We start from the raw sequence: 26,306 nt of genomic DNA on the forward strand, positions 1-26,306 counted from the left end.
CAGCACCCGCGGAAATGGTTGCCGGCGGGCCGCAAGGCCGCCGGCAACCGGGACCCCGGGCGTCAGGCCGGCGGCAGCTCCACCGCGTATTGCGCCAGCGGCGGCACGCTGCGGATCATCTTCTTCTCTGCCAGAAAGCGGGCGAAGCGCTCGTAGCGGTTGCTGTCGAGCGCCGCGGGGCTGAGGGAGAAGCGGTTCAGCGTATCCTGGAAGGCGCGCCTGTTCAGCTCGTTGTCCAGCTCCTTGCGCGGACCCTCGATGAACATCTTCCAGCTTTCCTCGGGATTGTTGACGAGGAAGGTGGTGGCGCTCTCCACCGCGTCCATGAAGCGGCGCAGCGTGGCATCCTTCGCGCGGTCGCGGTGGGCGACGTAGATCAGCTCGTCATAGATCGGGAAGCCGTGCTGCTCCGGGTAGAAGGCGCGGCCGGGGCGGCCTTCGAGTTCCATCTGGTGCAGCTCGAAGTTGCGGAAGCCGCCGAGGATGGCGTCCACCTGCCCGGACATCAGCGCCGAGGACAGGCCGAAGTTGACGTTCACCAGCGTCACGTCCTTCACCGACAGGCCGACCGTGCCGAGGATGGTGCCGACCGCTACCTCCTCGAAACCCGCCGTGCTGAAGCCGATCTTCTTGCCCTTCAGGTCCTCCAGCTTCTGGATCGGCCCGTTGCGCAGCACGGAGAGGGTGGAGAGCGGCGTCGCCACCAGCGTGCCGACGCGGATCAGCGGCAGGCCCTGGTCCACGGCGAGGTACAGGCTCTTCTGGTAGTAGACGCCGAGATCCGCCTGCCTGGCCGCCACCAGGCGCGGCGGGTCGTTCGGGTCGGCGGGCGCGACGATACGGACGTCGAGCCCGGCGCGGGTGAAGTGCCCACCCTCGCGCGCGATGATGATGGGCGCGTGATCCGGGTTGACGAACCAGTCCAGCATCAGGGTCAGGGAGGTGGGCGTGCCGCCGGCAGGGGCGGCCGCATTCCCGGGCGTGGCGTTCTGGGCACGCGCGGCGGCGGGCAGGGCGAGCGCGGCCAAGGCCGGCAGCGCGCGGCGGGTGAGGCCGGTCATGGGGTTCCTCCGTCGTGTTCGGAAAGGGCGTCGGGCTGCCAGGGCAGCAGTGCCCGCAGCAGCCGGTCGGTGGCGAACCACAGCGCCATGGCCATGCTGGCCAGGATGGCGAGGGCGGCGAACATCATGTCCGTCTGGCTGCGGCCATTGGCCTGCAGCATGACGTAGCCGAGGCCGGAGGAGGCGCCGACCCACTCGCCCACCACGGCGCCGATCGGCGCCACGGCGGCGGCCACGCGCAGCCCGGAGGCCAGCGCCGGCAGCGCCGCCGGCACCCGGATGCGCCAGAGCGCCGCGGTGCGGCTGGCGCCCATGGTGGCGGCGAGGTCGAGCCAGCCCGGCTCGGTGCGGCGCAGCCCGTCATAGAAGGCCGTCGCCACGGGGAAGAAGATGATGATGGTCGCCATGGCGATCTTGCTCGCCGTGCCGAAGCCCAGCCACAGCGTCAGCAGGGGCGCGATGGCGAAGACCGGGATGGCCTGGCTGGCGATCAGCAGCGGCAGCAGCCAGCGCCGCCCGCCGCGCCAGGCGGTGAGCAGCAGCGCGACGGCGATGCCCAGCAGTGCCCCGATCACCAGCCCGAGCAGGATTTCCGTCGCCGTGGTGAGCGCATGGCCGGCCAGGATGTCCCAGCGCCCGGCCAGCACGGTGGCAACGCGGGTGGGCGCCGGCAGCAGGAAGGGCGGCGTGCCGCTCCAGCGGACGAAGCCCTCCCAGACCAGCAGCAGGCCGAGCGCGGCGAGCAGCGGCCTCATGCGGCCTCCGCCAGCCGTTCGAGCAGATCCGCCTGCGCCGCCAGCACGGCAGGGTCATGCGCGGCGCGGAGGGGGGGAGAGGAGGGCATCGGCAGGTCCTCCGGCACGGCGCCCCGCGGCCCCGGCCGCAGCACCAGGATGCGATGGGCCAGCCGCAGCGCCTCCAGCGGGTCATGCGTCACCAGCAGCACGGTGCGGCCATGCAGCAGCCCGGCGGCGAGGGATTGCAGGCGATGACGGGTGGGGGCGTCCACGGCCGAGAAGGGCTCATCCATCAGGACGAAGGGCCGGTCCTCCATCAGCGTCCGGGCCAGGGCGGCGCGCTGCCGCATCCCGCCGGACAGTTCCGCCGGACGGGCACCCTCGCGCCCCTCCAGCCCGACGGCGGCGATCAGCGACCGCGCGCGGGCGAGGTCCGGCCGCTCGCGGCGCAGCCGGGCGCCGAGGCAGACGTTGTCGAGCAGGGCAAGCCAGGGCAGCAGCAGGTCCTGCTGGCCCATCCAGGCGATGCGGCCGGCCAGCGGGGCGCCGTCGCCGGGCGCGATGCGTGCCCCGGCGGGAAGCGGCAGCAGCCCGGCCAGAAGCCGCAGCAGGGTGGACTTGCCGACGCCGGAAGGGCCGAGCAGCGCCGTCACCTGCCCGCCGGCGAAGTCGAGCGCGGCGGCGCTGAGCACCGCGCGTCCGCCAAGGCGGATTTCGGGAAGCGACACGCCCAGGCCAGGCGCCATGCGGACCTCCGATCCCTTCGCCGGCATGACCCGGATCAGGTTCAAGGGGTCGCGGGGCCCATCCCCGCCTCTCAGCCCGCAGAATCGGGCTCCCCCCGGACAATGCGGAGCATTAAGGGCGTGTGGCGATTTTGCGCAAGCGCCCGCGCGCAGCCGCGCCTTGCCGAGTTCGCGACCCGCACCCATTCTGCGGGAAATGAGCGCCGCGCCTCTGCTGATCGGGTCCGAGATCTACCGGAACTCCACCTATGGGCCGAAACACCCCCTGGCGATCCCGCGCGTCTCCACCGCGCTCGACCTGATCCGGGCGCTCGGCTGGCTGGACCCGGCGCGCTACCTCGACAGCCCGCGCGCGACCCCGGAGCAGCTCGCCCGCTTCCATCACCCGGACTACGTCGCCGCGCTGCAGGCCGCCGAGATGGCGCAGAGCCTGCCGCCCGAGCAGCGCGAGCGCTTCCACATCGGTGCGCGGGGCAATCCGATCTACCGCGAGGTGTTCCGCCGCCCCGCCACCAGCGCCGGCGGGGTGATGCTGGCGGCGCGGATCACGGCCGAGCGGGGCGGCATCGTGCATGTGCCGGGCGGCGGCACCCATCACGGCCGGCCGGACCGCGCCAGCGGCTTCTGCTACCTGAACGACGCGGTGCTCGGCCTGCTGCAGTGGCTGGACCTGGGCCTGACCAACATCCTCTATCTCGACATCGACGCGCATCATGGCGACGGCGTGCAGGACGCCTTCCACGACGACCCGCGCGTCTTCACCCTCTCGATCCACGAGGCCGGGCGCTGGCCTTTCACGGGGGCGCTGGAGGACCGGGCCGGCGGCCATGCCCGCAACATCCCGGTGCCGCCGGGGCTGAACGATAACGAGTTCGCCTATCTCTGGCGCCAGGCGGTGCTGCCGGTGGCGCGTCACCTGCGCCCGCAGGCCATCATGCTGCAATGTGGCGCCGATGCGCTGGAGGAGGACCCGCTGGCCCGTCTCTCGCTCTCCAACAACGCCCACTGTGAGGCGGTGCGCACGGTGATGGGCCAGGCGCCGCGGCTGATCGTGCTGGGTGGCGGCGGCTATAATCCCTGGTCCGTCGGGCGCTGCTGGGCCGGCCTCTGGGGCGTGCTGAACGGCCATGCTCTGCCGGAGCGGTTGCCCGCCGCCGCCGAGGCTGTGCTGCGGGCGCTCACCTTCCATCGCGCCGCCGGGCGCAGTCCGCCGGAGCACTGGTTCACCACCCTGCGCGACGCGCCGCGCCCGGGGTCGGTGCGCGGGGAGATCCGGCATCTCGCGGCCGCCACGCTGGAGGGACTGCCGGAACCCTTCCTGGGCGTGGCATAAGACATGCCATGCACCGCCGATCCCTGCTGGCCCTGCTGGGCCTCGCCGCCATGATCCGCCCCGCCACCGCCCAGGACAAGCCGCAGCCACGCCTGCCGACCGAGCCGCTGACCATCGTCACGCGCGACGGCAAGCGGCACGACTTCACCGTCGAGATGGCGCTGACACCCGGGCAGCAGCAGGTCGGGCTGATGTTCCGCCCCGTGGTGAAGCCGGATGAGGGCATGCTCTTCGACTGGGGCAGCCCGCGCGAGAGCGACATGTGGATGAAGAACACCCTCGCCTCGCTGGACATGGTGTTCATCAGCGCCGACGGGCGCATCCACCGCATCGCCGAGCGCACGGTGCCGCAGAGCCTGGCGACGGTCGAGAGCCACGGCCCGGTGCGGGCGACGCTGGAACTGGCGGCGGGAACGGCGGAGCGGCTGAACCTGCGGGTGGGCGATCAGGTCATCCAGCGGATCTTCGGCAACGCGAAGGGAGGCTGAAGGCGGCGCCGCAGGGAACGCAGGACGAACGCCGGAGATGGCGACTTATCCCCAGATTCAGGGAGCAAGTCTGTGGATATGCGCGTGGACGGCCTGCACTTCCCCTTGAGTTGAAAGGCTTCTGAAGCCGCCCGCCCGCTCACGGCCACTGCCTCAGGCGCCGAGCGGCACCAGCACCGTCTCGCCACAACCGGGGACGCGGAACCGCTCTTCCGCCAGGCCGGCGGCCTCCCGCGCCGCACGCAGCGCGGTCTCGGGCGCGTCGATCCCCTCCTGGGTCAGCTTGAAGGTGCCGAAATGCATGGCGAGGGCCTGGCGGGCGCGCAGGTCGAGGAAGGCGCGCACGGCCTCCTCCGGGTTCACATGCACCACCTGCATGAACCAGCGCGGCTCATAGGCGCCGATCGGGATCAGGGCGAGGTCGAAGGGACCGCAGCGGGCGCCGATCTCCCAGAAATGCTCGCCCCAGGCGGAGTCGCCGGTGAAGCAGAGGCGCCCGCCCTGCGGCCCGGCGATGGCAAAGCCGCCCCAGAGGCTCTGCGCCCGGTCATGCAGCCCGCGGGCGGAGAAGTGCCGCGCCGGGAGGAAGCGGGCGGTGCCGCCCTGCGGGAGGGGCGCCTCCTGCCACCAGTCCAGCTCCGCCACCTCCTTCATGCCGTGCTTCGCCAGCAGCGAGGCGTTGCCCAGGCCGGTCAGGATGCGCGGGCGGAAGCGGCGGTGCAGCCGCTTCAGGGTGGGGATGTCGCAATGGTCGTAGTGGTTGTGGCTGAGCAGCACGGTGTCGATCGGCGGCAGCGCGTCGAAATCGAGTCCCGGAGGCCGGACCCGCTTCGGCCCGGCGAAGCGGAAGGGGCTGCAACGCTCGCTCCAGATCGGGTCGGTCAGCAGGGTGGGGCCGCCATGGAAGCGGATCAGGAAGCTGGCATGGCCGATGAAGGTCACCGCCGCATGGCCGGGCGGCGGCGGCGCAGGCGGCGGAAAGGGCGGATTGGCCACCCGCTCCGGCCAGGGCTGGCCCTTGCCCTCGCGCATCATCCGCCAAAGCGCTTGGAAGGGCTGGCCGGGAATGGAGCCATCAGGATTGAGGAAGGTCCGCCCCCGCCGCTGCGCGCCCTTCGGCGCGGTCAGGGCGGGCTGGCGCGGCTGCGGGGCGTGGTCATTCATCCCGGAAGGGCTACGCCGAGCCGCCCCGCCAGGTCCAGGATGAACTGCCAGGCGACGCGCCCCGAGCGGCCTCCGCGCGTGACGGACCATTCCGTCGCCGCCTTGTGCAGCTCCTCCGGGCCGATCGGCAGCTGCAGCGCCGCCGCATAGCCTTCCACCATGGCGAAGAAGGTGGGCTGGTCGGCGTTGTGGAAGCCGATCCAGAGGCCGAAGCGGTCGCTGAGGGAAACCTTCTCCTCCACCGCCTCGCCGGGGTTGATGGCGGTGCTGCGCTCGTTCTCGATCATGTCGCGCGGCATCAGGTGGCGGCGGTTGCTGGTGGCGTAGAACAGGACATTGGCCGGCCGCCCCTCGATGCCGCCGTCCAGCACCGACTTCAGCGCCTTGTAGTCCTGGTCCTCGCGCTCGAAGGAGAGGTCGTCGCAGAAGACCAGGCAGCGGCGCGGCGCCTCGCGCAGGATGTTCAGCAACTCCGGCAGGGTGCGGATGTCCTCGCGCTGGATCTCGATCAGCGCCAGGCTGCCCGGCCGCTGGGCATTGGCGGCGGCATGCGCGGCCTTGACCAGGGAAGACTTGCCCATGCCGCGCGCGCCCCAGAGCATGGCGTTGTTGGCCGGCAGGCCGCGGGCGAAGCGCAGCGTATTCTCCAGCAGCAGGGCTTTCTGCCGCTCCACCCCCTGCAACAGCCCGATCTCGACCGCTGCCACCCGCGGCACCGGCACCAGCCGCGCCGGCACGCCATGCTCGCCGGGATGCCAGACAAAGGCGTCCGCCCCCTCCAGGCTGGGATGGGCGGGGGGCGGAGGGGCAAGGCGTTCCAGGGCCTCGGCGATGCGTTCCAGGGTCGGCAGGAGCGGGTGGATCTCGGTCACGGGCAAGGCGGGGACGCTCCAGGAGGGCCGCCGGGGGTTCACCCCCGTGCAGGGCCAGGTGTTGACGGCAAGGGCCGGGAGGCTAGTTTCGCCCGCCACACCCGGCAAGACGGAAGCACCGCCATGTTCATCTCGACCGCCTATGCCCAGGACGCCGCAGCCGCCGCCGGCGGTGCCGGCGCCATCGTTATGCAGCTCGCGCCGCTGGCCCTGATCTTCGTCGTCTTCTACTTCCTGCTGATCCGCCCGCAGCAGAAGCGTGCGAAGGAGCACCGCCAGATGCTGAGCGCGCTGAAGCGCAACGACCGCATCATCACCGCGGGCGGCATCCTCGGCACCGTCACCAAGGTGAAGGAGGGCTCCGAGGAGGTCGAGGTCGAGATCGCGCCGAATGTCCGCGTCATGGTGGCACGCAGCACGATCAGCACGCTGGTGCGCCCGGTGGCCGCGAACGACAGCAAGCCGGCCTGAATGCCGCCGCCCCCGTGCGGGCGTCAAAACCTGCGGGCATGAAAAAGGGCGCCGGGGCTGATGCCCCGGCGCCCTTCGCGCGTCCAGAGGGGCGAATTACGCCGACTGGCCGGACTTCATGCCGCCCGCGTTCATCAGCTCCTCGACCTTCTCCCAGTTCACCAGCTTGTTCAGGAAGTTGTCGAGATAGCCCGGGCGGACGTTGCGGAAGTCGAGGTAGTAGGAGTGCTCCCACACGTCCACGCCGAGGATCGGGGTGCCCTCGCCGGTGGCGACCGGGTTGGAGCCGTTCGGGGTCTTGGTGACCTTCAGCTTGCCGCTCTGGTCCATGACCAGCCAGGCCCAGCCGGAGCCGAACTGCGTCACGCCGGCCTGCTTGAACTGCTCCTTGAACTGGGCGAGGCCGCCGAAGTCCTCGTTGATCTTGGCGCCGATCTTGCCCGGCAGGCTCTCGCCGCCGCCATTCGGCTTCATGACCTGCCAGAACAGCATGTGGTTCCAGTGCTGGCCGGCCTGGTTCAGCACCGGCAGGCCCTCGGCGCCGGCCTTGCCGGCCTCGGCGACGATCTGCTCCAGCGACTTGCCGGCCAGGCCCTTGCTCTCGACCAGGCCGTTCAGCGCGGTGACATAGGCCTGGTGGTGCTTGCCGTGGTGCAGCTCCAGCGTCTCCTGGCACATGCCGGAGCCGGCAAGGGCGGAGGTGTCGTAGGGCAGCGGCGGAAGGCTGAAAGCCATGAGCTGTTCTCCCGAAGGGATTGGAGTGGGACGGGCAAGCAACGATCAACGCCGTCACCCGGCGTCACGCGATGAAACAGCTAGGCGTGCCTCAGGGGGGCGTCAAGCAAGCACCCCTGCTGTCGTTCGGCACGGATCTGTGTTCATAACCCCGTCATGGCCGCTCCCGCCCCGCTTTCCCCGCTCGCCGAACTGGCCCGCCGCAGCGATCCGGACCGCTTCCTCTGCGCCCTCTTCGCGCCACCGGAGCGGCGTGAGACGCAGTTCCTGCTGATCGCCTTCAACCACGAGTTGGCCCGCGCCCGTGCGGTGGCGAGCAACCCGATGGCGGCGCTGATCCGCCTGCAATGGTGGCGCGAGGCGGTGGAGCAGGCCGGCGCCGGCGCGGCTCCGCGGCGGCACGAGGTGGCCGGCCCGCTCGCCGTCGCGCTCCGGGAGGAGCGGCTGGACGCCGCCGATCTGCTCGGCATGATCGACGCGCGCGAGGCGGAAACCGAGGAGGAGATCCCGAGCCGGGGGGCGCTGCTGGCTTATCTGCGCGGCTCGGCCGGTGGATTCGCGGTGGCGGCCGGGCGGTCGCTCGGCGCGCCGGCGGAAAGTCTGTCGGGGCTGCAGGGAATCGGCGCCGCCTATGGCATGGCCGGGCTGCTGCGCTCCATCCCCGCGCAGGCCGCGCAGGGACGGAGCCTGTTGCCGGCCGACCTGCTGGCCGAGCACCAGCTCACGCCTGCCGATGTGGTGCGCAGCCCGGTGGCAGCAGGAATCGCCGCCGCCGCGCGCAGCCTGGCGGAGGAAGGACTGGCGCTGCTGCGCGAGGGGGAGGCGAGGCTTGGCCCCCTGCCGCGCGGCAGCATCGCGGCAGCGCTGCCGGGCCGGCTGGCGCGGCGCGACCTTCGCCGGATGCTGGCCGCTGGCTGGGACCCCGCGCAGCCACCGCCGCCGCGCGGGCTGGGAGACCGGCTGGCGGTGATGTGGGCGGGGTGGCGCGGCGCGTGAAAAAGGTCGGGGGGAAGGAATTCCCCCGAACTCAGTTCTCGCCGGGCGCGGGGCGGGCGCGCACCACCGCGCGGATGGCGAAGGCCGACTGGATGCGTGCCACGCCCGGCAGGCGCGAGAGCTGCTCCTTGTGGATGCGCTCGTAATCCGCCGCGTCCCGGGCCTCGACCCGGAGCTGGTAGTCCGCCGCTCCACTCATCAGGTAGCACTCGCAGACCTCGGGGCACTGCCGCACCGCCGACTCGAAGCGGTTGAAGGCCTCCTCCGTCTGCCGCTCCAGCGTGATCTGCACCATCACCACCGTCCGCCCCTGCAGGGCCGGATCGGCAATGATGGCGGTGTAGCCGCGGATGACGCCACCCGCCTCCAGCAGCCGCAAGCGCCGCAGGCAGGCCGAGGGCGAGAGGCCCACGGCGGCGGCCAGCGCCGCATTGCTCATCCGCCCGTCGGACCGCAACAGGCGCAGGAGCTTGCGGTCCAGCGGGTCGAGCACAGGCGGCTGCATGATCGTCGCGGCTTTCGCAGGAAATTCGAATCCGGCCCGCTGAATTCGCATGCCGTTGCGCCGATCGCAAGCACCTGCCAGCGGATCGCTCCTAGCATGACCTTTCGCCGCCACGTCGCGTGTGGCGGCAGGGCGGAGCAGGAAGGCAATGAAGGTTCTCGTTCTTGGCGCCGGCGTGGTGGGCGTCACCTCGGCCTATTACCTCGCGCGGGCGGGCCATGAGGTGACGGTGGTGGACCGCCAGCAGGGTGCCGGGCTGGAGACCAGCTTCGCCAATGCCGGCCAGGTCTCCTTCGGCTACTCCTCCCCCTGGGCCGGGCCAGGCATCCCGCAGAAGGCGCTGAAATGGATGTTCATGCGGCACAGCCCGCTGGTCATCCGGCCAAAGATGGACCCGGTGCAGTGGTCCTGGCTCTGGCAGATGCTGCGGAACTGCACCGAGGCGGCCTACCAGACCAACAAGTCCCGCATGGTTCGCGTCGCCGACTACAGCCGCGGCGCGCTGGCCGACCTGCGCGAGGAAACCGGCATCGAGTACGATGGCCGTGAGCGCGGCACGTTGCAGCTCTTCCGCACCCAGGCGCAACTCGACCATGTCGGCGACGACCTGCGCGTGCTGAAGCAGTACGGCGTGCCCTTCGAGGTGCTGGACCGCGCCGGCTGCGTCGCCGCCGAGCCGGCGCTCGGCCGCGTGCAGGAGAAGTTCGTCGGCGGCCTGCGCCTGCCGCAGGACGAGACGGGCGACGCGCATATCTTTACCCAGCGCCTGGCCGCCATCTGCGCCGAGAAGGGCGTGGTGTTCAACTACGGCACCAGCATTGAGCGGCTGATGGTGCAGGGCGGGGACATCGCCGGCGTGGTCACCAGCGCTGGCGTCCTGACGGCCGACCGCTACCTGCTGGCGCTGGGCAGCTACTCGCCGCAGCTCCTGGCGCCGCTCGGGCTGAAGGTGCCGGTCTATCCGGTGAAGGGCTACTCCATCACCCTGCCGGTACTGGATGACGCCGCCGCGCCGGTCTCCACCGTGATGGACGAGACCTACAAGATCGCCATCACGCGCCTCGGTGACCGCATCCGCGTCGGCGGCACGGCGGAGATCGCCGGCTTCGACACGCGCCTGCGCGAGGAACGCCGTGAGACGCTGCTGCATTCGGTGACGGACCTCTACCCGCAGGGCGGCGACCCGGCGCGCGCGGTCTTCTGGTGCGGGCTGCGGCCGATGACGCCGGACGGCACGCCGATCATCGGCCCGACGAAATATCCCAGCCTGTTCCTCAACACCGGCCACGGCACGCTGGGCTGGACCATGTCCTGCGGCAGCGGGAAGCTGGCCGCCGACCTGGTGGCCGATCAGCGGCCCAACATCGAGCACGCCGACCTCGCGCTCTCCCGCTACGCGGCCTGAGCGCGGCCCGGCTCACACGCCGGGCAGGTGCGCGGCGAAGGCCGCGTAGCCCGGTGCGCCCATGGCGACGAAGCGAAGCGTCATGGCCGCCGCGAAGAGGCCGGCGCCGAGCAGCGTCGCCCAGTGCGGTCGCCCGCGGCTCCGCCAGTCCCACCAGAGGAGCGGCGCGAAGGTCAGCAGGCTCAGCAGGTTCAGGACCGCGAAGACCTCGGGCAGCGGCGGGCCGATCGGCAGGCGGCCGATCGCCGGGTCCATCATCAGCAGCGCGGCGCCGAGCATCAGCCGCTTATGCGCCTGTGGGTTGCGCCGGTACCACCAGCCGAGCGCGACCAGCACGGCGAAGGGCGGGATGAGGAAGAGCGGAATGGCCGTCCAGCCCAGCGGCGTGGCGAAGGGCGGCTGGTTGGCGCGCGCCACCTGCCCGACCGTGACGAGGTACATCAGCGGTATCATCAGCACCGCCAGCGCCATCCCCGCCTGACCGAGCCGCATGTGGAGGTCGCGCCGCCCGGCCGTCACCAGCATGGTCTGCGCCAGCAGCAGCAGCATCCAGGCCGTGAAGGCCAGGCCGTGCAGCAGCACCAGCGGCGTCAGCGTCGGGTTGGGGCGCGGTGAATAAACGACGTCGCGCAGGTAGAAGCTGGGCGCGAAGCCGATGAACACGAGCGCCAGCATGAACAGCGCCATGCTGGCATAGAAGCGCCGCTCGGCGGAAAGCCGGGCCTGAACCGCAGTCGTCATGCTGCCTCCGGGATCTCTGCGGGCGGCAGTCTATAGTCGGTTCATATCCGGAACGAAAGCGCTACTTTCATCCCCCGGAAGGAGGAGTGCCGCCGGCGCTCCAGGCGGGCCGGCGGCACCCCCGGGCCGGTTCAGGCGCCGACGATCACCGCGCCCTTGTACTTCTGCTCGACAAAGGCTTTCACCGCCGGGTCGGCATAGGCGCGGGCCAGCTTCTGCGCCCAGGGCTTGTTCTCGTCGCCGCGGCGGGTCACCACCAGCACGGTGTAGACGCTGTCCTTGTCCTCGACCGCCAGGCCTTCCTTCAGCGGGTTCAGCCCGGCGGGGACGGCGTAGTTGCCGGTGATGGCGGCGGCGTCCACGTCCTCCAGGCTGCGGGCGATCGAGGCCGCCTCCAGCTCCAGGATGCGGATGTTCTTCGGGTTCTCGGCAACGTCGGCGATGGTGGCACGGTAGTCGGCGCCCGGGCGCAGCTTGATCACGCCGGCCTTGTCCAGCAGCAGCAGGGCGCGGCCGCCATTCGTCGGGTCGTTCGGGATGGCGACGCGGGCGCCCTTCGGCAGGTCGGCCAGCGCCTTGTGCTTGCGGCTGAACACGCCCATGACAGTCAGCACGGTCTTGCCGACCGGCACGAAGTCATAGCCGCGCTGCTGCTTCTGCGCCTCCAGGAAGGGCAGGTGCTGATAGGTGTTGATGTCGATCTCGCCGGCCGCCAGCGCCACGTTCGGCTGGATGAAGTCGGAGAACTCCGTGATCTTCACGGCGAAGTCCTGCTTCGCCAGCACGTCGCGCACGACTTCCAGCACCTCGGCATGCACGCCGGCGGTGACGCCAACATGCAGCGGGCGCGCGGTGGTGCCGATCGTCGGCCCGGTTGCCCCCTGGGCGAGGGCGGGCACGCGGAGGATGGCGGGCAGCAGCAGCGCGCCGCCGGCGAGGATGAGGGAGCGTCGGGTCAGCATGGGCTATGTCCTCAGAAAGCGGGAACCGCGGAGCCGTGGAAGGTCTCCTGCACGAACTTGCGGATTTCGTCGTTCTGGTAGGCGGCGACCAGCGGCTTCAACCAGGGGGCGTCCTTGTTGTCGCGGTGCACGACGATGAGGTTGGCATAGGGGCTGTCGGCGTTCTCGATGGCGATGGCGTCGCGCACCGGGTTCAGCCCGGCCGGAATGGCGTAGTCGGTGTTGATCACCGCGGCATCCACCTCGTCCAGCACGCGCGGGATCTGCGCCGCCTCCAGCTCGACGACCCGGATGTTCTTCGGGTTTTCGGTGATGTCGGCGATGGTGGCGCGGAAATCGGCGCCCGGCGTCAGCCTGAAGACGCCGTTGGCGGCGAGCAGGGCGAGGGCGCGGCCGCCATTCGTCGGGTCGTTCGGGACGGCGATGCGCGCGCCCTTCGGCAGCGCGTCCAGCTTCTTGTACTTGCGGGAATAGACGCCGATCGGGAAGACCATCGTCTTGCCCACCGCCGCCAGCGGCAGGTTGCGGTCACGCACCATCTGCTCCAGGAAGGGCAGGTGCTGGTAGCTGTTGGCGTCCAGCTCCTTCGCCGCCAGCGCGAGGTTCGGCGTGATGTAGTCGGTGAAGGGGATGATCTTCAGGTACAGCCCGTCCCGTGCGGCGATCTCCTGCACCTTCTCCAGCAGTTGCGTGTGCGGCCCGGCCGAAGTGCCGATGCGCAGCGGGCGCTCCTTGCTGCCGATCTCCTGGGCGAAAGCGGGCAGGGCGGCGAGAGCGAGGGCGCTGCCCAGCAGGGCGCGACGGTTCAGTGACACTGGCGGTCTCCTTTTTTCCTGGTTCAGCGGCGGCGGGCGCGGCGCACCAGCCAGTCGCCCAGCGATTGCAGGCCCTGCACGAACAGGATCAGCACGACCACGACGCTCGCCATCACCTCCGGCATGAACCGCTGGTAGCCGAAGCGGATGCCGAGATCGCCGAGCCCGCCGCCGCCCACCGCCCCGGCCATGGCGGAGTAGCCGACCAGGCTGACCAGCGTGACCGTGACGGCGGCGATCAGCCCTGGCATGGCCTCCGGCACCAGCACCTTCCAAAGGATCTGCAGCCGGGTGGCGCCCATGGCGCGGGCGGCCTCCACCACGCCGCGGTCCACCTCGCGGAAGGCGGTCTCGAAGAGGCGGGCGATGAAGGCGGTGGCGGCCAGCGCCAGCGGCACGATGGCGGCGGTGGTGCCGATCGAGGTGCCGGCCACCAGCCGCGTGAAAGGCACGATGGCCACCATCAGGATGATGAAGGGCGTCGAGCGGACGGCGTTGATCAGCAGGCCGAGCGGGCGGTTGATCAGGCCGTTCTGGGCCAGCCCGTCGCGGTCCGTGGCGTGCAGCAGCAGCGCCAGCGGCAGGCCGAGCACCACCGCGACCAGCGCGGCGCCGCCCACCATGGTCAGCGTCTCGATGGCGGCGTCGATGAAGAGCTGCTGCAGCATCGGGGGAAGCCAGGGAAGCATGGTCAGGCGGCCTCCAGCGTGTCGTCGGCGATGGGCGTGACGGTCAGGCCCAGCTCGGCGAACCAGGCGAGGGCGGCCTCGATACGCCCGGCGGGCCCGTAGGCCGCCAGCGCCATCAGGCCGAAAGGCTCCCCGGCGATCTCGTCGATGCGGCCGGAGATGATGTTGAGGTCCAGCCCGAAGCGGCGCGAGGCCTCGCTGATGACCGAGCGCGTGCTGTGCGGCCCGGCAAAGAGCACCTGCAGCAGGCGCCGCGCCTCGCCCGCGCCGGGCGCCGGCAGGCGGGCCACGGTTCCCGGCGGAATGGAATGGCCGATGGTGTCGGCGATGAAGCGGCGCGTCGTCGGATGCGCGGGGCGGGTGAAGACGTCGAAGACGCGGCCTTCCTCCACCACCTGGCCGCGCTCCATGACGGCGACGCGGTCGCAGATCTCCTTCACCACGGCCATTTCATGGGTGATCAGCAGCACGGTGAGGTCGAGCTGGTCGCGCAGGCGCTTGATCAGCGCCAGGATCTCCTGCGTCGTCTCGGGGTCGAGCGCGCTGGTGGCCTCGTCGCAGAGCAGGATGCGCGGGCGGGGCGCCAGGGCGCGGGCGATGCCGACGCGCTGCTTCTGCCCGCCCGAGAGCTGCGCCGGCCAGGCATTCGCCTTCTCGGCCAGGCCCACGAGCGCCAGCGCCTCCGATACGCGCTGCGCCCGCTCGGCGCCGGGCAGTCCGGCGATCTCCAGCGGGAAGGCGACGTTGTCCGCCACGGTGCGGGAGGCCAGCAGGTTGAAGTGCTGGAACACCATGCCGATGCCGCGTCGCCGCTCGCGCAGCGCGCCGTCGGAGAGGGCCATCAGGTCCTCGCCCAGCACCCGGACCTCGCCCTCGTCCGGCCGCTCCAGCAGGTTGACGCAGCGGATCAGGGTGGACTTGCCGGCGCCCGAGCGGCCGACGATGCCGAAGATCTCGCCCGGCGCCACCTCCAGCGAAACGCCGTCCAGTGCCCGCGTGGCCACGCCGCCCCGTCCGGTGAAATGGCGCTTCAGCCCATGCAGGCGAATGGCGGCTTCGGCTTGCACCGAGGCGGCAGGAGAGGCGGGCATGGCAGTTCCGTCGGTCGTGTGCGGGGAAGGGGCGGGGTGCCGGAAAGGCGCGCCGGTGCCGGCGCGCGGTTCAGCTGTGGGTCAGCAGGGGCACATTCGATGGGGCATGGGCACTCCGTGTTCCCCTCGCGGGGTGATCTCCAACATGGTCGGATGACCCACGAAGCGGCCGGCGGCACGGGAAAAGGTCCCGGCATGCCGCTGCCCGGCTTCCTGGCGCTTTAGCACTTGGTGTCGCGGCGCAAGCTGCATCCGTCAAATCCCCGCGGGAAGGCATAATCCCCTTCCGCTGCGGAGAATGGGCAAATCACAGCACGGGTGCAAGCGGCCAATCCCTTGAGATATCCATGCATTTTCCGCATGGCTCATCTCCGTTTGCCTCTGGATGCTGCAATTTGCGCCGGGAACCTGTACAACCCTGCGGACCCTACCGCGCCGGTGCGCCCTGTCGCTCCCGCGCCTTCCAGGCTGTGCCCTCGTGCGGGCGCGCCATACCCGAGAGTCGCGGACCTTTCATAACAATGCCCTTTCCAGTGATGCCCGAAGCGCTGCTGCGCGCCCTGACCGAACGCGGTTACAGCGAACCAACCACCGTGCAGGCGGCGGTGCTGGAGCCGGAGACGGCGGAGCGCGACCTGCTGGTGTCGGCGCAGACCGGCTCGGGCAAGACGGTTGCGTTCGGCCTGGCCCTTGTCTCGGCACTGCTGGGCGAGGCGGAGCGCCTGCCGCCCGCCGGCGCGCCGCTGGCCCTGGTGGTGGCGCCCACCCGTGAGCTGGCACTGCAGGTGCGGACCGAGCTTTCCTGGCTCTATGCCCAGGCGGGCGGCCGCGTGGTGAGCTGCGTCGGCGGCATGGACCCGATGGCCGAGCGCCGCGCCCTTGCGCAGGGCGCCCACATCGTCGTCGGCACGCCCGGCCGCCTGTGCGATCACCTGGAGCGCGGCAACCTCCGCCCGCAGGCGCTGCGCACCGTGGTGCTGGACGAGGCCGACGAGATGCTCGACCTCGGCTTCCGCGAGGAGCTGGAGACCATCCTGAACGCCGCGCCGGAGGAGCGCCGCACACTGTTCTTCTCCGCCACCATGCCGCCGGAGATCGCCCGGCTGGCGCGCAGCTTCCAGAAGGACGCGCTGCGGCTGGAGGTGAAGGGCGAGGGCGGCCAGCACGGGGACATCAGCTATCGCGCCGTCGTGGTGGCGCCGCATGAGATCGAGCGCGCGGTGGTGAACCTGCTGCGCGCCTCCGATTCCCCGCGCGCCATCGTCTTCTGTTCGACCCGCGCCGGCGTGGCGCGGCTGCACGGCAACCTGGTGGAGCGCGGCTTCTCCGCCGTGGCGCTGTCCGGCGAGCTGTCCCAGGCGGAGCGCAGCCGTGCCCTCCAGGGCCTGCGCGACGGGCGGGCGCAGGTCTGCGTCGCCACCGACGTCGCGGCGCGCGGCATCGACCTGCCGGATCTCGGCTTGGTCATTCATGCCGAGCTGCCGAAGGAGCCGGAGACCATGCTGCACCGCTCCGGCCGCACGGGCCGGGCCGGGCGCAAGGGCGTCTCCGTGCTGGTGGTGCCGGTGAACCGCCGCCGCACCGCCGAGCGGCTGCTGATGGCGGCCCGCGTCGAGGCCGAATGGGGCACGCCGCCCTCCGCCGAGGCGATCCGCGGCAAGGATGCCGAGCGGCTGGCGGCGCAGGCCGCCGCGCTGCTCGCCGAGGAGCAGACCCCGGAGGATCTGGAGGTCGGGCAGAGCCTGCTCACCGCAGGGGCGGCCCCTGAGGCGATGGCGGCGGCGCTCATCCGCCTGCTGCGCGCGCCCTTGCCGGCGCCGGAGGAACTGGCCGCGCCCGACGCCGTTCGTCGCCCCGTGCGCGAGCGGCCGCCCGGCCTGCGGGAGGAGGGCGTCTGGTTCCGCATGAATGTGGGCCGCGACGGCCGCGCCGATCCGCGCTGGGTGCTGCCCTTCCTCTGCCGCCGCGGCCAGGTGGCGCGCGATGAGATCGGCCGCATCCGCATCCTGGGACGGGAGACGCAGTTCGAGGTCGCGCCCGCGGTGGCGGGGCGCTTCGCCGCCGCCGCCCGCCGCCCGGATGCCGAAGATCCGCATATCCGGGTGGAGCCGCTCACGGAGCAGGGCGGGGGAGGCCGGCACCATCCTGCCGGGGAGCGCTCACGCCGCTTTGCACCATCACATCGTCCGGCGTAACAGCAATAGGTTGCATGGCGCTGACGCGCCAAGCTTTCAAGAAGCTGTTAATTTCTCGAATCCTGGGAAACGCCTGCTGATGAGGCGCGGCAAAGCGTGTAACGGAGGCAGCGCCGCTTCCCCGGTGGGGCGGGAACTGGAACGAGGAGCTGCGGAGCGATGCCGTGGGACGAGCAGAACACGCTGGAGCGGTTCGACGACTCCCACCTTGATCGGCTGAACATGGCCGGTGCGCTGCTCAGTGCCACCGGCTGGATCGACCGGCTGGCCCGCCTGGTGGCCATCGATACCGCCTTCCCCCCCGGCGATGGCTGCGCGCCCTTCACCGATGCATTGCAGGACCTCTTCGCCCCGCTGGGCTTCGGCCTGCGGCGCGTCGAACTGCCGGAAAGCCTCTGGCGCAGCCGCTCGGCCACCGAGTGCCGCGTGAACCTGGTTGCGAGCCGCCGGACCGGACGGCCGGTCTGCTCCATCCCTTGCCATGTGAACACCGCTCCCCCGGGCGCGGGCTGGACCCGTCCCCCGCTGGCGCTGACGCGGCAGGGCAGCCGCCTCTTCGGCCGGGGCACCGTGGACATGAAGGGCGCCATCATCGCCCTCTGGGCCGCCTTGCGCACGGCCGATGCGGTCGGCCTGCCGTTGCGCTTCGATCCTCTCCTGCTGTTCACCACGGAGGCCGAGAGCGGCTGCTTCCCGGGGCTGCGGCACCTGACCGAGCAGGGCCTGCTGGAAGGCCACGTGCTGTGCCTGAACGGCAGCGCCGCGCCGCGCATTTGGGCCGGTTGCCTCGGCAGCTTCGAGCTTGAGGTCCGCATTTCCCGCTGTGCCCTTGCTGCGGAGGGCCATGGCGCCGCGCGAGCCATGCGGCCGATCCTCGCGGCGCTTGATGACCTCCAGACGGCACTGGCTCAGCGCGAATCCAGGCTGCCGGCGCCACCGGAGCAGGGGAGCGAGCCCTTGCGACCGAACCTCTCCATCATCTCGGTCGGCGCCGAGACCGAGCCGGATGGAAAGGAGCCGCTCGGCGTGCTGGTACTCAAGCGCCGCTTCACCGCCGATGAGGGGTTCTGCGCAGCGCTGGATGAGCTGAAGGCCTGCGTCGAGCAGGCGATCCGCGAGGCTGGCTGCCGTTGCACGGTGGAGTGCCGCGTGCTGCGGCGGCTGGACCCGGTGGCCGATCCGGACCAGGGGCCGAACTGGCCGAGCTGGCAGCGGGCCTTGAGCTGGGGCTTCGGCTTCTCCGCCGGGAGCTTCCGGCGCTGCGGCGGCCCTGGCGGCACGGCCCTCGGTTTCGTGCAGCAGGCCGGAATCAAGGAGATCCTGCTCGGCGGGCTGCTGCGCCCCGGGCAGCCGCCGCACGCCCCCGACGAGTACACCACGGTCGAGGATGTGGAGGCGCTGGCACGCTCCGTGCTGGCCTATCTTGCCGATCTGCCGGGCGTGCCGGACCCCTGCTGAGCGGCCGCCCGGCTGCGCGCCTCCGGCGGCGGCGCGGCTTCAACCGCCCTCGTTGACGGCGAAGCGCTCGGCCATCCGCGCGTAGCGGTCGCGGCTGGCGACCAGGTGCCGGCGCATGGCATTGCGGGCCGCCGAGGCCTGCCCGCTGGCGATGGCGCTGGCGATCCGTGCGTGTTCCTCCCGCACCCGTTGCAGGTAGGCGGTGCGCGCCTCCGGCTCCTCCAGGTAGGGCCGCACCGTCTGGCGCGGGATCAGCATCGGCCCGAGGAATTCAAGGAAGCGCGGGAAGAAGCTGTTGCCGGTGGCGGCGAAGATGGCGCGATGGAACTCGAGATCCTGCGCCACCGCGTTCTCGCCGGCATCCACGGCCTTGTCGAAGGCCGCGGCCGCCTGCGCGATGCGCTCGGAAGCCTGGACCGTGCGCCGCTCGGCGGCGAGGCCGGCCGCCTCCGTCTCCAGCGCGATACGCAGTTCGATCACCTGCAGCACGTCGTTCAGCGAGCGCATCTCGCCGGGGTCGATCCGCACATGCCCGCGGGTCGAGGGGTCGGCCACGAAGGCGCCGACGCCCTGGCGGGTCAGCACCAGCCCTTCGGCCCGGAGCGCCGCCACCGCCTCGCGCACCACCGTGCGGGAGACGCCGGCCTGGCGCATCAGCGCCTGCTCGGTGGGCAGCCGGTCGCCGGGGCGGAGCCGCCCGGCGCGGATCTCCGCGGCCAGCCGCCGCACCAACTCGGCGGTGAGATTGGCTGGCGGCGCCAGCGGCGCCAGTTCGATGCCCTGCACAGGGGCCTCGCTGCGTCCGTCCATGCTTCCGGTGTCTCCTCGCCCGCCCCGGTGTTCTGACTGTGGTGTTCTGACTGTCAGGTCATCCGATGAGGTAGGCGTGCAGCAAGGCCAGCGTCAAGCGGAACGCTCGGCGCCGCGCCGCCCGCCCTGTGGAAGGAGCGGCTGGCGCACCCCTTCCGGACGGTGCCTGACGCTCAGTTGGCGCGGCCGGCGCTGGTGGCCAGCGTCATCTCGTCCGTGCGCGCCTCGTAGGTGATGCCCTTCTTCATCGCCCAGGTGTTCACCGCGAAGTAGAGCGGGATCAGCGCCTGCTGGTCGCGGAGGGCGGCGCGGGTCGCCTGCTGGGTCAGCCGTTCGCGCTCGGCGTTGTCCATGGCCTGCCGCGCCTTCTGGATGATGCCGTCGATGTCGGTGTTGCTGAAGCGGCCGCGGTTGGCGGTGCCGAGGCCCAGCCTCGGGTTCCAGCTGTGGATCTGCGTCTCCAGCATGCCCAGCACCTCGGGGTTGGGCGAGAAGCCGGCGAAGTTCACCGAGTACTTCAGCTGCGAGGCCTCGGAGAGCCAGACGCCGCGCGGGCGGGTCTCGACATTGGTCACCAGGCCGAGGCGCGTCCACATCTGGGCGATCGCCTGCACCACCTGCTCGTCATTGACGAAGCGGTCGTTCGGCCCGTTCACCTGCACGGCGAAGCCCTGCGGGTAGCCGGCTTCGGCCAGCAGCTTCTTCGCGCCTTCCAGGTTGTAGGGCTCCGGCTTCAGGTCGGGCGAAGTGCCGAAATAGCCCTCCGGCCCCAGATCGCCGGCCGGCATGCCCTGGCCCTGCAGCACGCGGCTGGTCAGCGCCTCTCGGTTGATCGCCATGGAGAGCGCCTTGCGCACGCGGGCGTCGCGCAACGGGTTGGCGATCGGGCCGCCATCGCGCGCATGGACGTGCGGGCTGTCCTCGCGATCGCTGTCCAGCGTCAGGAAGAGCAGGCGGTTGGAGGGACTCTGCGCCACGGTGAAGACGGGGCTGGCGGAGAACTTCTTGTACTGGTCGGGCGGGACGATTTCGATCAGGTCCACGTCGCCCGCATCCAGCGCGGCGGTGCGGGAGCCGGCATTGGCCAGCGGGCGGAACTCGACGCGCTTCCAGGCCGGGGCGGGGCCGTGGAAATCCTCGTTGCGCTCGACCACCAGCGGGCTGCCGGGCTGCCAGGAGACGTGGCGGTACGGCCCGGTGCCGATCATCGCCTTGCCGGAGTTGTAGTCCGCCGTGCTCGCCCCCTCGCCATGCTTCTTCGAGACGATCATCACCAGGGAGAGATAGTTCGGCAGCAGCGGCGTCGGCGCGCTGGTGTGGATGCGGATGGTGGTCGGGTCCACCGCCTCCACCGACTTGATCGGCCGCGTGTAGACGCGGAAGGAGGAGGGCGAGTTCGGCACGTCGCCCGCACGGCTGATGGTGAAGGCGACGTCCTCCGCCGTCACCGGCGCGCCGTCATGGAAGCGCGCCTTCGGGTCCAGCCTGAACTCCCAGGTCAGGTCGTCCAGCGCCTTCCATTCGGTGGCGATGGCCGGGCGCAGCACCTGCCGCGCGTCCTGCTGCACCAGCGGCTGGAAGACGTGGCGGCTGTAGGCGATGTTGGTGATCAGGCTGGCATAGTGCGGGTCGAGGCTGGTGGGGCCGGATTCCATGCCAACCCGCAGCAGGTCCTGCGCGAAGGCGAGCGCGGGCAGGGCGGTGAGGGCGGCGGCGAGCAGGCCGGTGCGCAGGCGCGGCATGGGATGGGCTCTCCCGGAGCGGGGGTGGTGGTTCGCTGCGGCGCAAACTGGCATGGTGGCCCGCCCGCCGCAACGCGGCTGCGAGAGGACTGCAACAGGATCGCCATGCCCACGCCCGAGGACCTCGCCCCGCTCACTGCCGCCATGACCGCCTGGCGGCGCGACCTGCACGCGCATCCCGAGCTGGGCTTCGAGGAGCACCGCACCGCCGCCTTCGTCGCCGCCGAGCTGCGCGCCGCCGGCATCGAGACGGCCGAGGGGCTGGCGGGCACCGGCGTGGTCGGCACGCTGCGCGGCATGCGTCCCGGCAACCGCGCCGTCGCGCTGCGCGCCGACATGGACGCGCTGGCCATGCCGGAGATGACCGGCGTGCCCTATGCCTCCACCGCGCCGGGGAAGATGCATGCCTGCGGGCATGACGGGCACACCGCCATGCTGCTCGGCGCGGCCAGGTGGCTGGCGGCCAACCGCGACCGCTTCGCCGGCACGGTGCATCTGGTCTTCCAGCCGGCCGAGGAATCGCGCGGCGGCGGGCAGCGCATGGTGGCGGAAGGATTGTTCGAGCGCTTCCCCGCCGATGCCGTCTATGCCCTGCACAACCTGCCCGGCCTGCCGCTCGGTACCATCGCCGTGCCGAAGGGGCCGGTGCTGGCCTCCTCCGACACCTGGGAGACGCTGTTCCGCGGGCGCGGCACGCATGGCGCCAAGCCGCATCTCGGCACCGACGCGACGCTCGCCGCCGCACAGTTCATCGCCGCGCTGCACGCCATCGTCGCGCGCGAGCTGGACCCGATGGGGGTGGGCGTGGTCAGCGTCGGCCACATGGCGGCCGGCAACCCGGAGGCGCCGAACGTCATCCCCGCCGAGGTGCGGCTGCGCGGCACCGCCCGGGCCCTGACGCCCGCGACGCGCGACCTGCTGGAGCGGCGCATCGGCGCGATCGCGCAGGGCATGGCGACCACCCATGGCGTGGCGGTGGACTACACCTATACCCGCCGCCTCGGCCCGACGGTGAACCACGCCGCCCAGGCGAGGGTGATGCACGGCGCCGCCGCCGCCACGGTGGGCGCGGCCCAGGCGCTGGACGACTATCCGCCGATCACCGCCGGCGAGGATTTTTCGGCCATGCTGGAGGCGCGTCCAGGCGCCTATGCCTGGCTCGGCACCGGCGAGCCGGCGCATCCCGAGGGCTTCCACCACAACCCGCATTTCGACTTCAACGACGCCGCCCTGCCGCATGGCGCCGCCTTCCTGGCCAGCATCGTCGAGGCCGAGCTGCCGGTGGAAACAGCGGTGGAGCCGCAGGCATGAGCCGCCCCGTCCTGCTCGACTGCGACCCGGGCACGGATGACGCCATCGCCCTGTGGCTGGCGCTCGCCGCGCCGGAGATCGACCTGCAACTCGTCACCGTGGCCGGCGGCAATGTCGGACTGGAGCGGACCCTGCCGAATGCCCGCGCGGTGCTTGGCCTGGCGGGCGCGGCGCTGCCCGTCATGGGCGGGGCGGATCGGCCGCTGATCGGGGTCTTCCGTTCCGAGACGCAGGTGCATGGCATGGACGGGCTGGGCGGCGTGGTGCTGCCCGAAGGGCCGCCGGCCGCGCCTGGGCTCGCCGCGGACGCAATCCGGGAGCGGTTGCGCACGGCGGCGCCGGGGTCGGTCACGCTGGTCGGGCTTGGCCCGGCCACCAACTTCGCCCTTGCCCTGGCCACGGAGCCGGCGCTGGCCGGCCGCGTGGCGGAAATCGTGCTGATGACCGGTGCGGTGGGCGAGGGGAACTGGACCGCCGCCGCTGAATTCAATGCCGCCATGGACCCGGAGGCGCTGGCCATCCTGCTCGGCTGCGGCCGTCCGGTGACGCTTGCCACATTGGATCTCACGGCCCAGGCGCTGGTGACGCCGGAGCGCATCGCAGCGCTGCGGGCCCTGAAGGGCGGCGCCTGCCTGCACGCCTGCGCCGACATCCTCGCGGCGCTGCCGCCCTCCCGCCGCTTCGGCCATCGCGGCGCGCCGCTGCACGACCCCTGTGCGGTGGCCTGGCTCGTGGCACCGGACCTGTTCACCCATCGGGCGGTGGCGGCTTCGGTCGTCTGCGAAGGGCCGGACCGTGGCCGCACCCGCATCGATCGCTGGGGCCGCAGCAAGATCCCGGCGAATGCCCGCCTGTTGGAGACGCTCGACGCCGAGGCGTTCTTCGCGCTGCTCGGCGCGGGGATCGCCGGGCTGCGATAAAGCTTTTTCCGTCCGCCTGCGCTCGTTGCAGCGCTTTTTTTGCCCGGCCAGACGGTTCCGCCTGGCCGGGCGGTACTCTAGAGCATTTTCACCCGTTCCGATGATGCCATTGGAACGGGATCTGCTCTAGGCGGAAGCCTCGCCGCCAGGGCCGGTCCCCGGTGCAGCATGCGCCTCCACCCGCTGCGCCCATCCGCGCAGCTCCGGAAGCGTCTCCTCCAGCACATCGCGCGCGGTGATCAACCCCGGCAGCGGCGGCTCCCCGGCAGCGACCGCCTGCCGCAACGCGTCCAGCGCCTCGGACAGTCGGGCGGCACCAAGGGTGCGGGCAACCCCGGCAAGGCGGTGGGCCGCGGTGCGGATCGCCTCCGTGTCGGGCGTCGCCATCAGGGCCGCCAGGCTGTCGCGGCCATTCTCCAGCTCGGCGACGAACTGCTGCAGCACGGCCGGAGCGGCATCGGCCAGGTCGGAGACCAATGCCTTGCCGACTTCCGGGTCCAGCAGCGCGGCCGGCGCCATGGCGGGCACGAGTGGTGAGGCATCGGCCTCCTTGCCGCGCTGCTCGCCGAAGCGCTGCACCATCCGCAGCAGGGTTTCGCGGTCGATCGGCTTCGCCAGATGGCCGTCCATGCCGGCGGCATGGCAAGCCTCCACCTGTTCCGGCATGGCTGAGGCGGTCACCGCCAGCACCGGCACGTGGCTCTGTGGCGGCGGCAGCGCGCGGATGCGGCGCGTTGCCTCCAGCCCGTCCATGACCGGCATCTGCAGGTCCATCAGCACCATGTCGAAGCCATTCTGCTGCACGGCCGCCAGGGCGGCGGCGCCGTCCTCGACGCAGGTGACGTGGTGCCCGGCGCTGGTGAGCATGGCGCGCGCCACCAGCCGGTTGGCCGGCACATCATCCGCCACCAGGATGCGCATCGGCGCGGCGGTGGCGGGGAGCGGCGGCGTGGCCAGCTCCTCCTGCGGTCCGGCGAGCCGGGCCGCAGGCGCGGCGGGCAGGGGCAGCTCCACCCAGAACAGGGCGCCCTGGCCGGGCTCACTGTCGCAGCCGATCCGCCCGCCCATCAGCTCCGCAAGCTGCGCCGCGATGGAGAGGCCGAGGCCGGTGCCGAAGGCCATTCCCTCGCTGGCGGCACCCGGCGTGGCGAGTTGGACGAAGTCGCGGAACAGCAGATGGCGCTGCTCCGCCGGCACGCCGGGGCCGGTATCCTCCACCTCGACGCGGAGCCCCTCGCTGCCTGGCAGCGGCCGGACCCGCAGCGTCACCTTGCCGCCGGGGGCGTGAACTTCACGGCGTTGGAGAGCAGGTTCAGTACCAGCTGCCGCAGCCGGGTCGCGTCGGCCAGCACCGCCTCCGGCGTGCCTGGCGCGATCTCCAGGCTGAAGCGCTGTGTCTTGCGCTGCACCTCGGGGGCCAGCAGCGCCGCGCTGCGCTCCAGCAGCGGCAGCAGCGGGGTGGGGCCCGGACGCAATTCCAGCCGGCCGGCGGCGATCTTGGACAGGTCGAGCAGCCCGTTGACCAGCTCCAGCAGGTGGCGGGCCGCCTCGTGCAGGGTGCGCAGCTGCTCCCGCTGGTCCGAGGCGAGGCGGGCATCGTTCACCAGCACCTGCGCGAAGCCGAGAATGCCGTTCAGCGGCGTGCGCAGCTCGTGGCTCATCCGTGCCAGGAACTGGCTCTTCGCCTCGCCGGCCGCGGCGGCGGCGTCGCGCGCCTCGGCCAGCTCCTGCATGGCATGCTTCAGCTCGGTGATGTCGGTGCGGATGCCCACCGTGCCGCCGCCCGGCGTGGCGCGCTCGGTCACCAGCACCCAGCGCCCGTCCGGCAGCAGCCGCTCCATCGGCGGCCGGTTGCCGCGGTGCCAGTTGCGCATGCCCTGCAGGAAGGTTTCGAGGTCTTCGCCCGCCTGGGGGTACTGTCCGCGCAGGAAGCCCTCGCGCATGATGTCGTCGAAATGCGCGCCCGGCTGGATGAAGGGGGCGCTCACCCGGTAGAAGTCCTTGTAGCGGGCGTTGCAGGCCACCAGCCGGTCCTCGGCATCCCACATGACGAAGCCGTCGGTCATGGAGTCGAGGGCGTTCTCAAGCATCGCGCGCCAGCGGTTGCGCTCGGTCTCGACGCGCTCGCGCTGGCGCAGGGCGAGAATCATCGCCGCCGCCAGCGCCCCCACCAGCAGGGCGAAGCCGACCGAGATGCTGAGCGCGCGGAACCGTTCCTTCTCCCAGTCCGCCAGGGCGGCTTCGACGGACATGCTCGTGGAGATCGCCAGGGCCGGATAGAGCAGGGGCCGCTGCGCCGAGATCACCGCCGACTGGTCATAGCGGCTGCGGGCCTCCTGTGGCGCGCCGCCGGTCTCCTGCAGCCGCTCGGCGGCCGAGGGCGAGAGGCGCGTGCCGATCAGCGTCTCGTCATGCGGCAGGCTCGCCAGCAGCGTGCCGTCGTCGCGCTCCAGGGTGGTGCGCAGCCCGGCTCCGACGCCGCCGGCCGCCAGCAACGCCCCGAGCACCGGCACCGGCAGCTCGGCGACGGCCAGCAACGGCCCCAGATCCGGCAGCGCCACCCGTCGTGCCATGTAGAGCGACCATTCGCCGCTCGCGGGGTTGCGGAACGGGCCGCCGATCAGCACGGCGCCCGCGCGCGGCGCGCTGGAGAAGAAGGAGTCGGTGACCGCCGAAGGCAGCCGGCGGCGGCGGGAGACGGGGAGGCCGGCGGCGACCGGCAGTCCGTCGGCGCTCACCAGCAGGACATCGCGGAAGGTGAAATTCTGGTTGTTCAGCTCCCGCAGCACCCGGTTGGCCAGGGGGCCGTCCAGCTCGCCACCGGCGGCCAGCGGGGACAGGATGGCAGGCAGCCCCGCCAGCATCGCATCCACCTGGACGAAGTTGCGGTTGAGCGACGCCTCCACCGCATGCGCCACGCGCTGCACGGTGCTGGCGGCCGCGGCCAGTGCGGCATCCCGCGCCCGGCCGACCAGCAGGGAGGTGGCGAACCATTGGGCGAACAGCAGCGCCGCAGCGGCCAGCAGGATGGCGATCCGAATGCGGCGAAACTGCTGCAT

At 71.6% G+C, this 26,306-nt stretch carries 25 protein-coding genes and 1 riboswitch; of the genes, 9 read left to right on the top strand and 16 right to left on the bottom strand.

The features are described 5' to 3' along the window. Positions 1–62 precede the first annotated feature (62 nt). The 3 genes from QMO56_RS03230 to QMO56_RS03240 form a co-directional block, all read right to left on the bottom strand. Positions 63–1,061 (bottom strand): ABC transporter substrate-binding protein, encoded by a 999-nt coding sequence (locus tag QMO56_RS03230; RefSeq protein WP_283523597.1) that lies wholly within the window; start codon positions 1,059–1,061, stop codon positions 63–65. After that, positions 1,058–1,816, bottom strand: coding sequence for an ABC transporter permease (locus tag QMO56_RS03235; RefSeq protein WP_283523598.1), 759 nt, complete (start codon positions 1,814–1,816; stop codon positions 1,058–1,060). The genes QMO56_RS03230 and QMO56_RS03235 overlap by 4 nt, the downstream gene beginning before the upstream one ends. Beyond that, positions 1,813–2,544 (bottom strand): ATP-binding cassette domain-containing protein, encoded by a 732-nt coding sequence (locus QMO56_RS03240; RefSeq protein ID WP_283523599.1) that lies wholly within the window; start codon positions 2,542–2,544, stop codon positions 1,813–1,815. The genes QMO56_RS03235 and QMO56_RS03240 overlap by 4 nt, the downstream gene beginning before the upstream one ends. Further along, a riboswitch (TPP riboswitch) is annotated at positions 2,539–2,650 on the bottom strand. It overlaps the preceding gene by 6 nt. A gap of 90 nt (positions 2,651–2,740) precedes the next feature. On the opposite strand from QMO56_RS03240, the gene QMO56_RS03245 reads away from it, so the two are divergent. Together QMO56_RS03245 and QMO56_RS03250 are read left to right on the top strand one after the other, a co-directional pair. Next, positions 2,741–3,877, top strand: coding sequence for an acetoin utilization protein AcuC (locus QMO56_RS03245; RefSeq protein WP_283523600.1), 1,137 nt, complete (start codon positions 2,741–2,743; stop codon positions 3,875–3,877). Positions 3,878–3,885: 8 nt separating this feature from the next. Then, complete coding sequence (locus tag QMO56_RS03250) at positions 3,886–4,365, top strand: DUF192 domain-containing protein (protein ID WP_283523601.1); 480 nt, start codon at positions 3,886–3,888, stop codon at positions 4,363–4,365. Between the two features lie 153 nt (positions 4,366–4,518). On the opposite strand, the gene QMO56_RS03255 is transcribed toward QMO56_RS03250, so the two are convergent. Continuing rightward, on the bottom strand, positions 4,519–5,529 hold the full coding sequence (locus QMO56_RS03255) for an MBL fold metallo-hydrolase (protein ID WP_283523602.1): 1,011 nt from the start codon (positions 5,527–5,529) through the stop codon (positions 4,519–4,521). After that, positions 5,526–6,407: an ATP-binding protein gene (locus QMO56_RS03260; protein WP_408906496.1), complete on the bottom strand. Its 882-nt coding sequence runs from the start codon at positions 6,405–6,407 to the stop codon at positions 5,526–5,528. Before QMO56_RS03260 ends, QMO56_RS03255 begins: the two co-directional genes overlap by 4 nt. A gap of 117 nt (positions 6,408–6,524) precedes the next feature. On the opposite strand from QMO56_RS03260, the gene yajC reads away from it, so the two are divergent. Then, positions 6,525–6,872, top strand: coding sequence for a preprotein translocase subunit YajC (gene yajC, locus QMO56_RS03265; protein ID WP_283523603.1), 348 nt, complete (start codon positions 6,525–6,527; stop codon positions 6,870–6,872). Between the two features lie 96 nt (positions 6,873–6,968). On the opposite strand, the gene QMO56_RS03270 is transcribed toward yajC, so the two are convergent. Next, on the bottom strand, positions 6,969–7,607 hold the full coding sequence (locus QMO56_RS03270; protein ID WP_283523604.1) for a superoxide dismutase: 639 nt from the start codon (positions 7,605–7,607) through the stop codon (positions 6,969–6,971). 156 nt (positions 7,608–7,763) lie between these two features. Between QMO56_RS03270 and QMO56_RS03275 the strand changes: the two genes are divergently transcribed. Continuing rightward, entirely contained in the window at positions 7,764–8,603 is an 840-nt protein-coding gene (locus QMO56_RS03275; RefSeq protein ID WP_283523605.1) for a squalene/phytoene synthase family protein, read from the top strand. A gap of 31 nt (positions 8,604–8,634) precedes the next feature. On the opposite strand, the gene QMO56_RS03280 is transcribed toward QMO56_RS03275, so the two are convergent. Beyond that, the gene (locus tag QMO56_RS03280) at positions 8,635–9,108 is read right to left on the bottom strand and encodes an Lrp/AsnC family transcriptional regulator (RefSeq protein WP_283523606.1); all 474 of its coding nucleotides are present in this window, start codon (positions 9,106–9,108) and stop codon (positions 8,635–8,637) included. 148 nt (positions 9,109–9,256) lie between these two features. On the opposite strand from QMO56_RS03280, the gene QMO56_RS03285 reads away from it, so the two are divergent. Further along, positions 9,257–10,513 carry a D-amino acid dehydrogenase gene (locus QMO56_RS03285; RefSeq protein WP_283523607.1) on the top strand — a complete coding sequence of 419 codons (1,257 nt, stop codon included), beginning with the start codon at positions 9,257–9,259 and terminating at the stop codon, positions 10,511–10,513. Between the two features lie 12 nt (positions 10,514–10,525). On the opposite strand, the gene QMO56_RS03290 is transcribed toward QMO56_RS03285, so the two are convergent. From QMO56_RS03290 to QMO56_RS03310, 5 genes are all read right to left on the bottom strand, one after another. Continuing rightward, positions 10,526–11,254 carry a hypothetical protein gene (locus QMO56_RS03290; protein WP_283523608.1) on the bottom strand — a complete coding sequence of 243 codons (729 nt, stop codon included), beginning with the start codon at positions 11,252–11,254 and terminating at the stop codon, positions 10,526–10,528. Between the two features lie 131 nt (positions 11,255–11,385). Continuing rightward, positions 11,386–12,216 carry a MetQ/NlpA family ABC transporter substrate-binding protein gene (locus tag QMO56_RS03295; RefSeq protein ID WP_283523609.1) on the bottom strand — a complete coding sequence of 277 codons (831 nt, stop codon included), beginning with the start codon at positions 12,214–12,216 and terminating at the stop codon, positions 11,386–11,388. Positions 12,217–12,227: 11 nt separating this feature from the next. Beyond that, on the bottom strand, positions 12,228–13,031 hold the full coding sequence (locus tag QMO56_RS03300; protein ID WP_283523610.1) for a MetQ/NlpA family ABC transporter substrate-binding protein: 804 nt from the start codon (positions 13,029–13,031) through the stop codon (positions 12,228–12,230). Between the two features lie 23 nt (positions 13,032–13,054). Next, positions 13,055–13,720 carry a methionine ABC transporter permease gene (locus QMO56_RS03305; protein ID WP_283523611.1) on the bottom strand — a complete coding sequence of 222 codons (666 nt, stop codon included), beginning with the start codon at positions 13,718–13,720 and terminating at the stop codon, positions 13,055–13,057. Between the two features lie 2 nt (positions 13,721–13,722). Continuing rightward, positions 13,723–14,811 (bottom strand): methionine ABC transporter ATP-binding protein, encoded by a 1,089-nt coding sequence (locus QMO56_RS03310; protein WP_283523612.1) that lies wholly within the window; start codon positions 14,809–14,811, stop codon positions 13,723–13,725. Positions 14,812–15,332: 521 nt separating this feature from the next. Here QMO56_RS03310 and QMO56_RS03315 point away from each other — a divergent pair. Beyond that, positions 15,333–17,006, top strand: a complete 1,674-nt coding sequence (locus tag QMO56_RS03315; RefSeq protein WP_408906497.1) for a DEAD/DEAH box helicase — start codon at positions 15,333–15,335, stop codon at positions 17,004–17,006. 159 nt (positions 17,007–17,165) lie between these two features. Next, positions 17,166–18,464: a M20 family metallopeptidase gene (locus QMO56_RS03320; RefSeq protein WP_283523614.1), complete on the top strand. Its 1,299-nt coding sequence runs from the start codon at positions 17,166–17,168 to the stop codon at positions 18,462–18,464. 39 nt (positions 18,465–18,503) lie between these two features. On the opposite strand, the gene QMO56_RS03325 is transcribed toward QMO56_RS03320, so the two are convergent. Both QMO56_RS03325 and QMO56_RS03330 read right to left on the bottom strand, forming a co-directional pair. Continuing rightward, the gene (locus QMO56_RS03325) at positions 18,504–19,274 is read right to left on the bottom strand and encodes a FadR/GntR family transcriptional regulator (RefSeq protein WP_283523615.1); all 771 of its coding nucleotides are present in this window, start codon (positions 19,272–19,274) and stop codon (positions 18,504–18,506) included. Positions 19,275–19,447: 173 nt separating this feature from the next. Continuing rightward, positions 19,448–21,016, bottom strand: coding sequence for an ABC transporter substrate-binding protein (locus tag QMO56_RS03330; RefSeq protein ID WP_283523616.1), 1,569 nt, complete (start codon positions 21,014–21,016; stop codon positions 19,448–19,450). Positions 21,017–21,121: 105 nt separating this feature from the next. On the opposite strand from QMO56_RS03330, the gene QMO56_RS03335 reads away from it, so the two are divergent. Together QMO56_RS03335 and QMO56_RS03340 are read left to right on the top strand one after the other, a co-directional pair. Beyond that, positions 21,122–22,327: an amidohydrolase gene (locus tag QMO56_RS03335; protein WP_283523617.1), complete on the top strand. Its 1,206-nt coding sequence runs from the start codon at positions 21,122–21,124 to the stop codon at positions 22,325–22,327. After that, positions 22,324–23,247 (top strand): nucleoside hydrolase, encoded by a 924-nt coding sequence (locus QMO56_RS03340; RefSeq protein WP_283523618.1) that lies wholly within the window; start codon positions 22,324–22,326, stop codon positions 23,245–23,247. Before QMO56_RS03335 ends, QMO56_RS03340 begins: the two co-directional genes overlap by 4 nt. Positions 23,248–23,373: 126 nt before the next feature. Here the strand turns inward: QMO56_RS03340 and QMO56_RS03345 are convergent, their stop codons facing one another. Together QMO56_RS03345 and QMO56_RS03350 are read right to left on the bottom strand one after the other, a co-directional pair. Further along, positions 23,374–24,516 (bottom strand): hybrid sensor histidine kinase/response regulator, encoded by a 1,143-nt coding sequence (locus QMO56_RS03345; RefSeq protein WP_283523619.1) that lies wholly within the window; start codon positions 24,514–24,516, stop codon positions 23,374–23,376. Then, the gene (locus QMO56_RS03350; protein WP_283523620.1) at positions 24,513–26,306 is read right to left on the bottom strand and encodes a PAS-domain containing protein; all 1,794 of its coding nucleotides are present in this window, start codon (positions 26,304–26,306) and stop codon (positions 24,513–24,515) included. The genes QMO56_RS03345 and QMO56_RS03350 overlap by 4 nt, the downstream gene beginning before the upstream one ends.

The organism is Roseomonas sp. E05 (assembly GCF_030063475.1).
Lineage (GTDB): Bacteria > Pseudomonadota > Alphaproteobacteria > Acetobacterales > Acetobacteraceae > Pseudoroseomonas.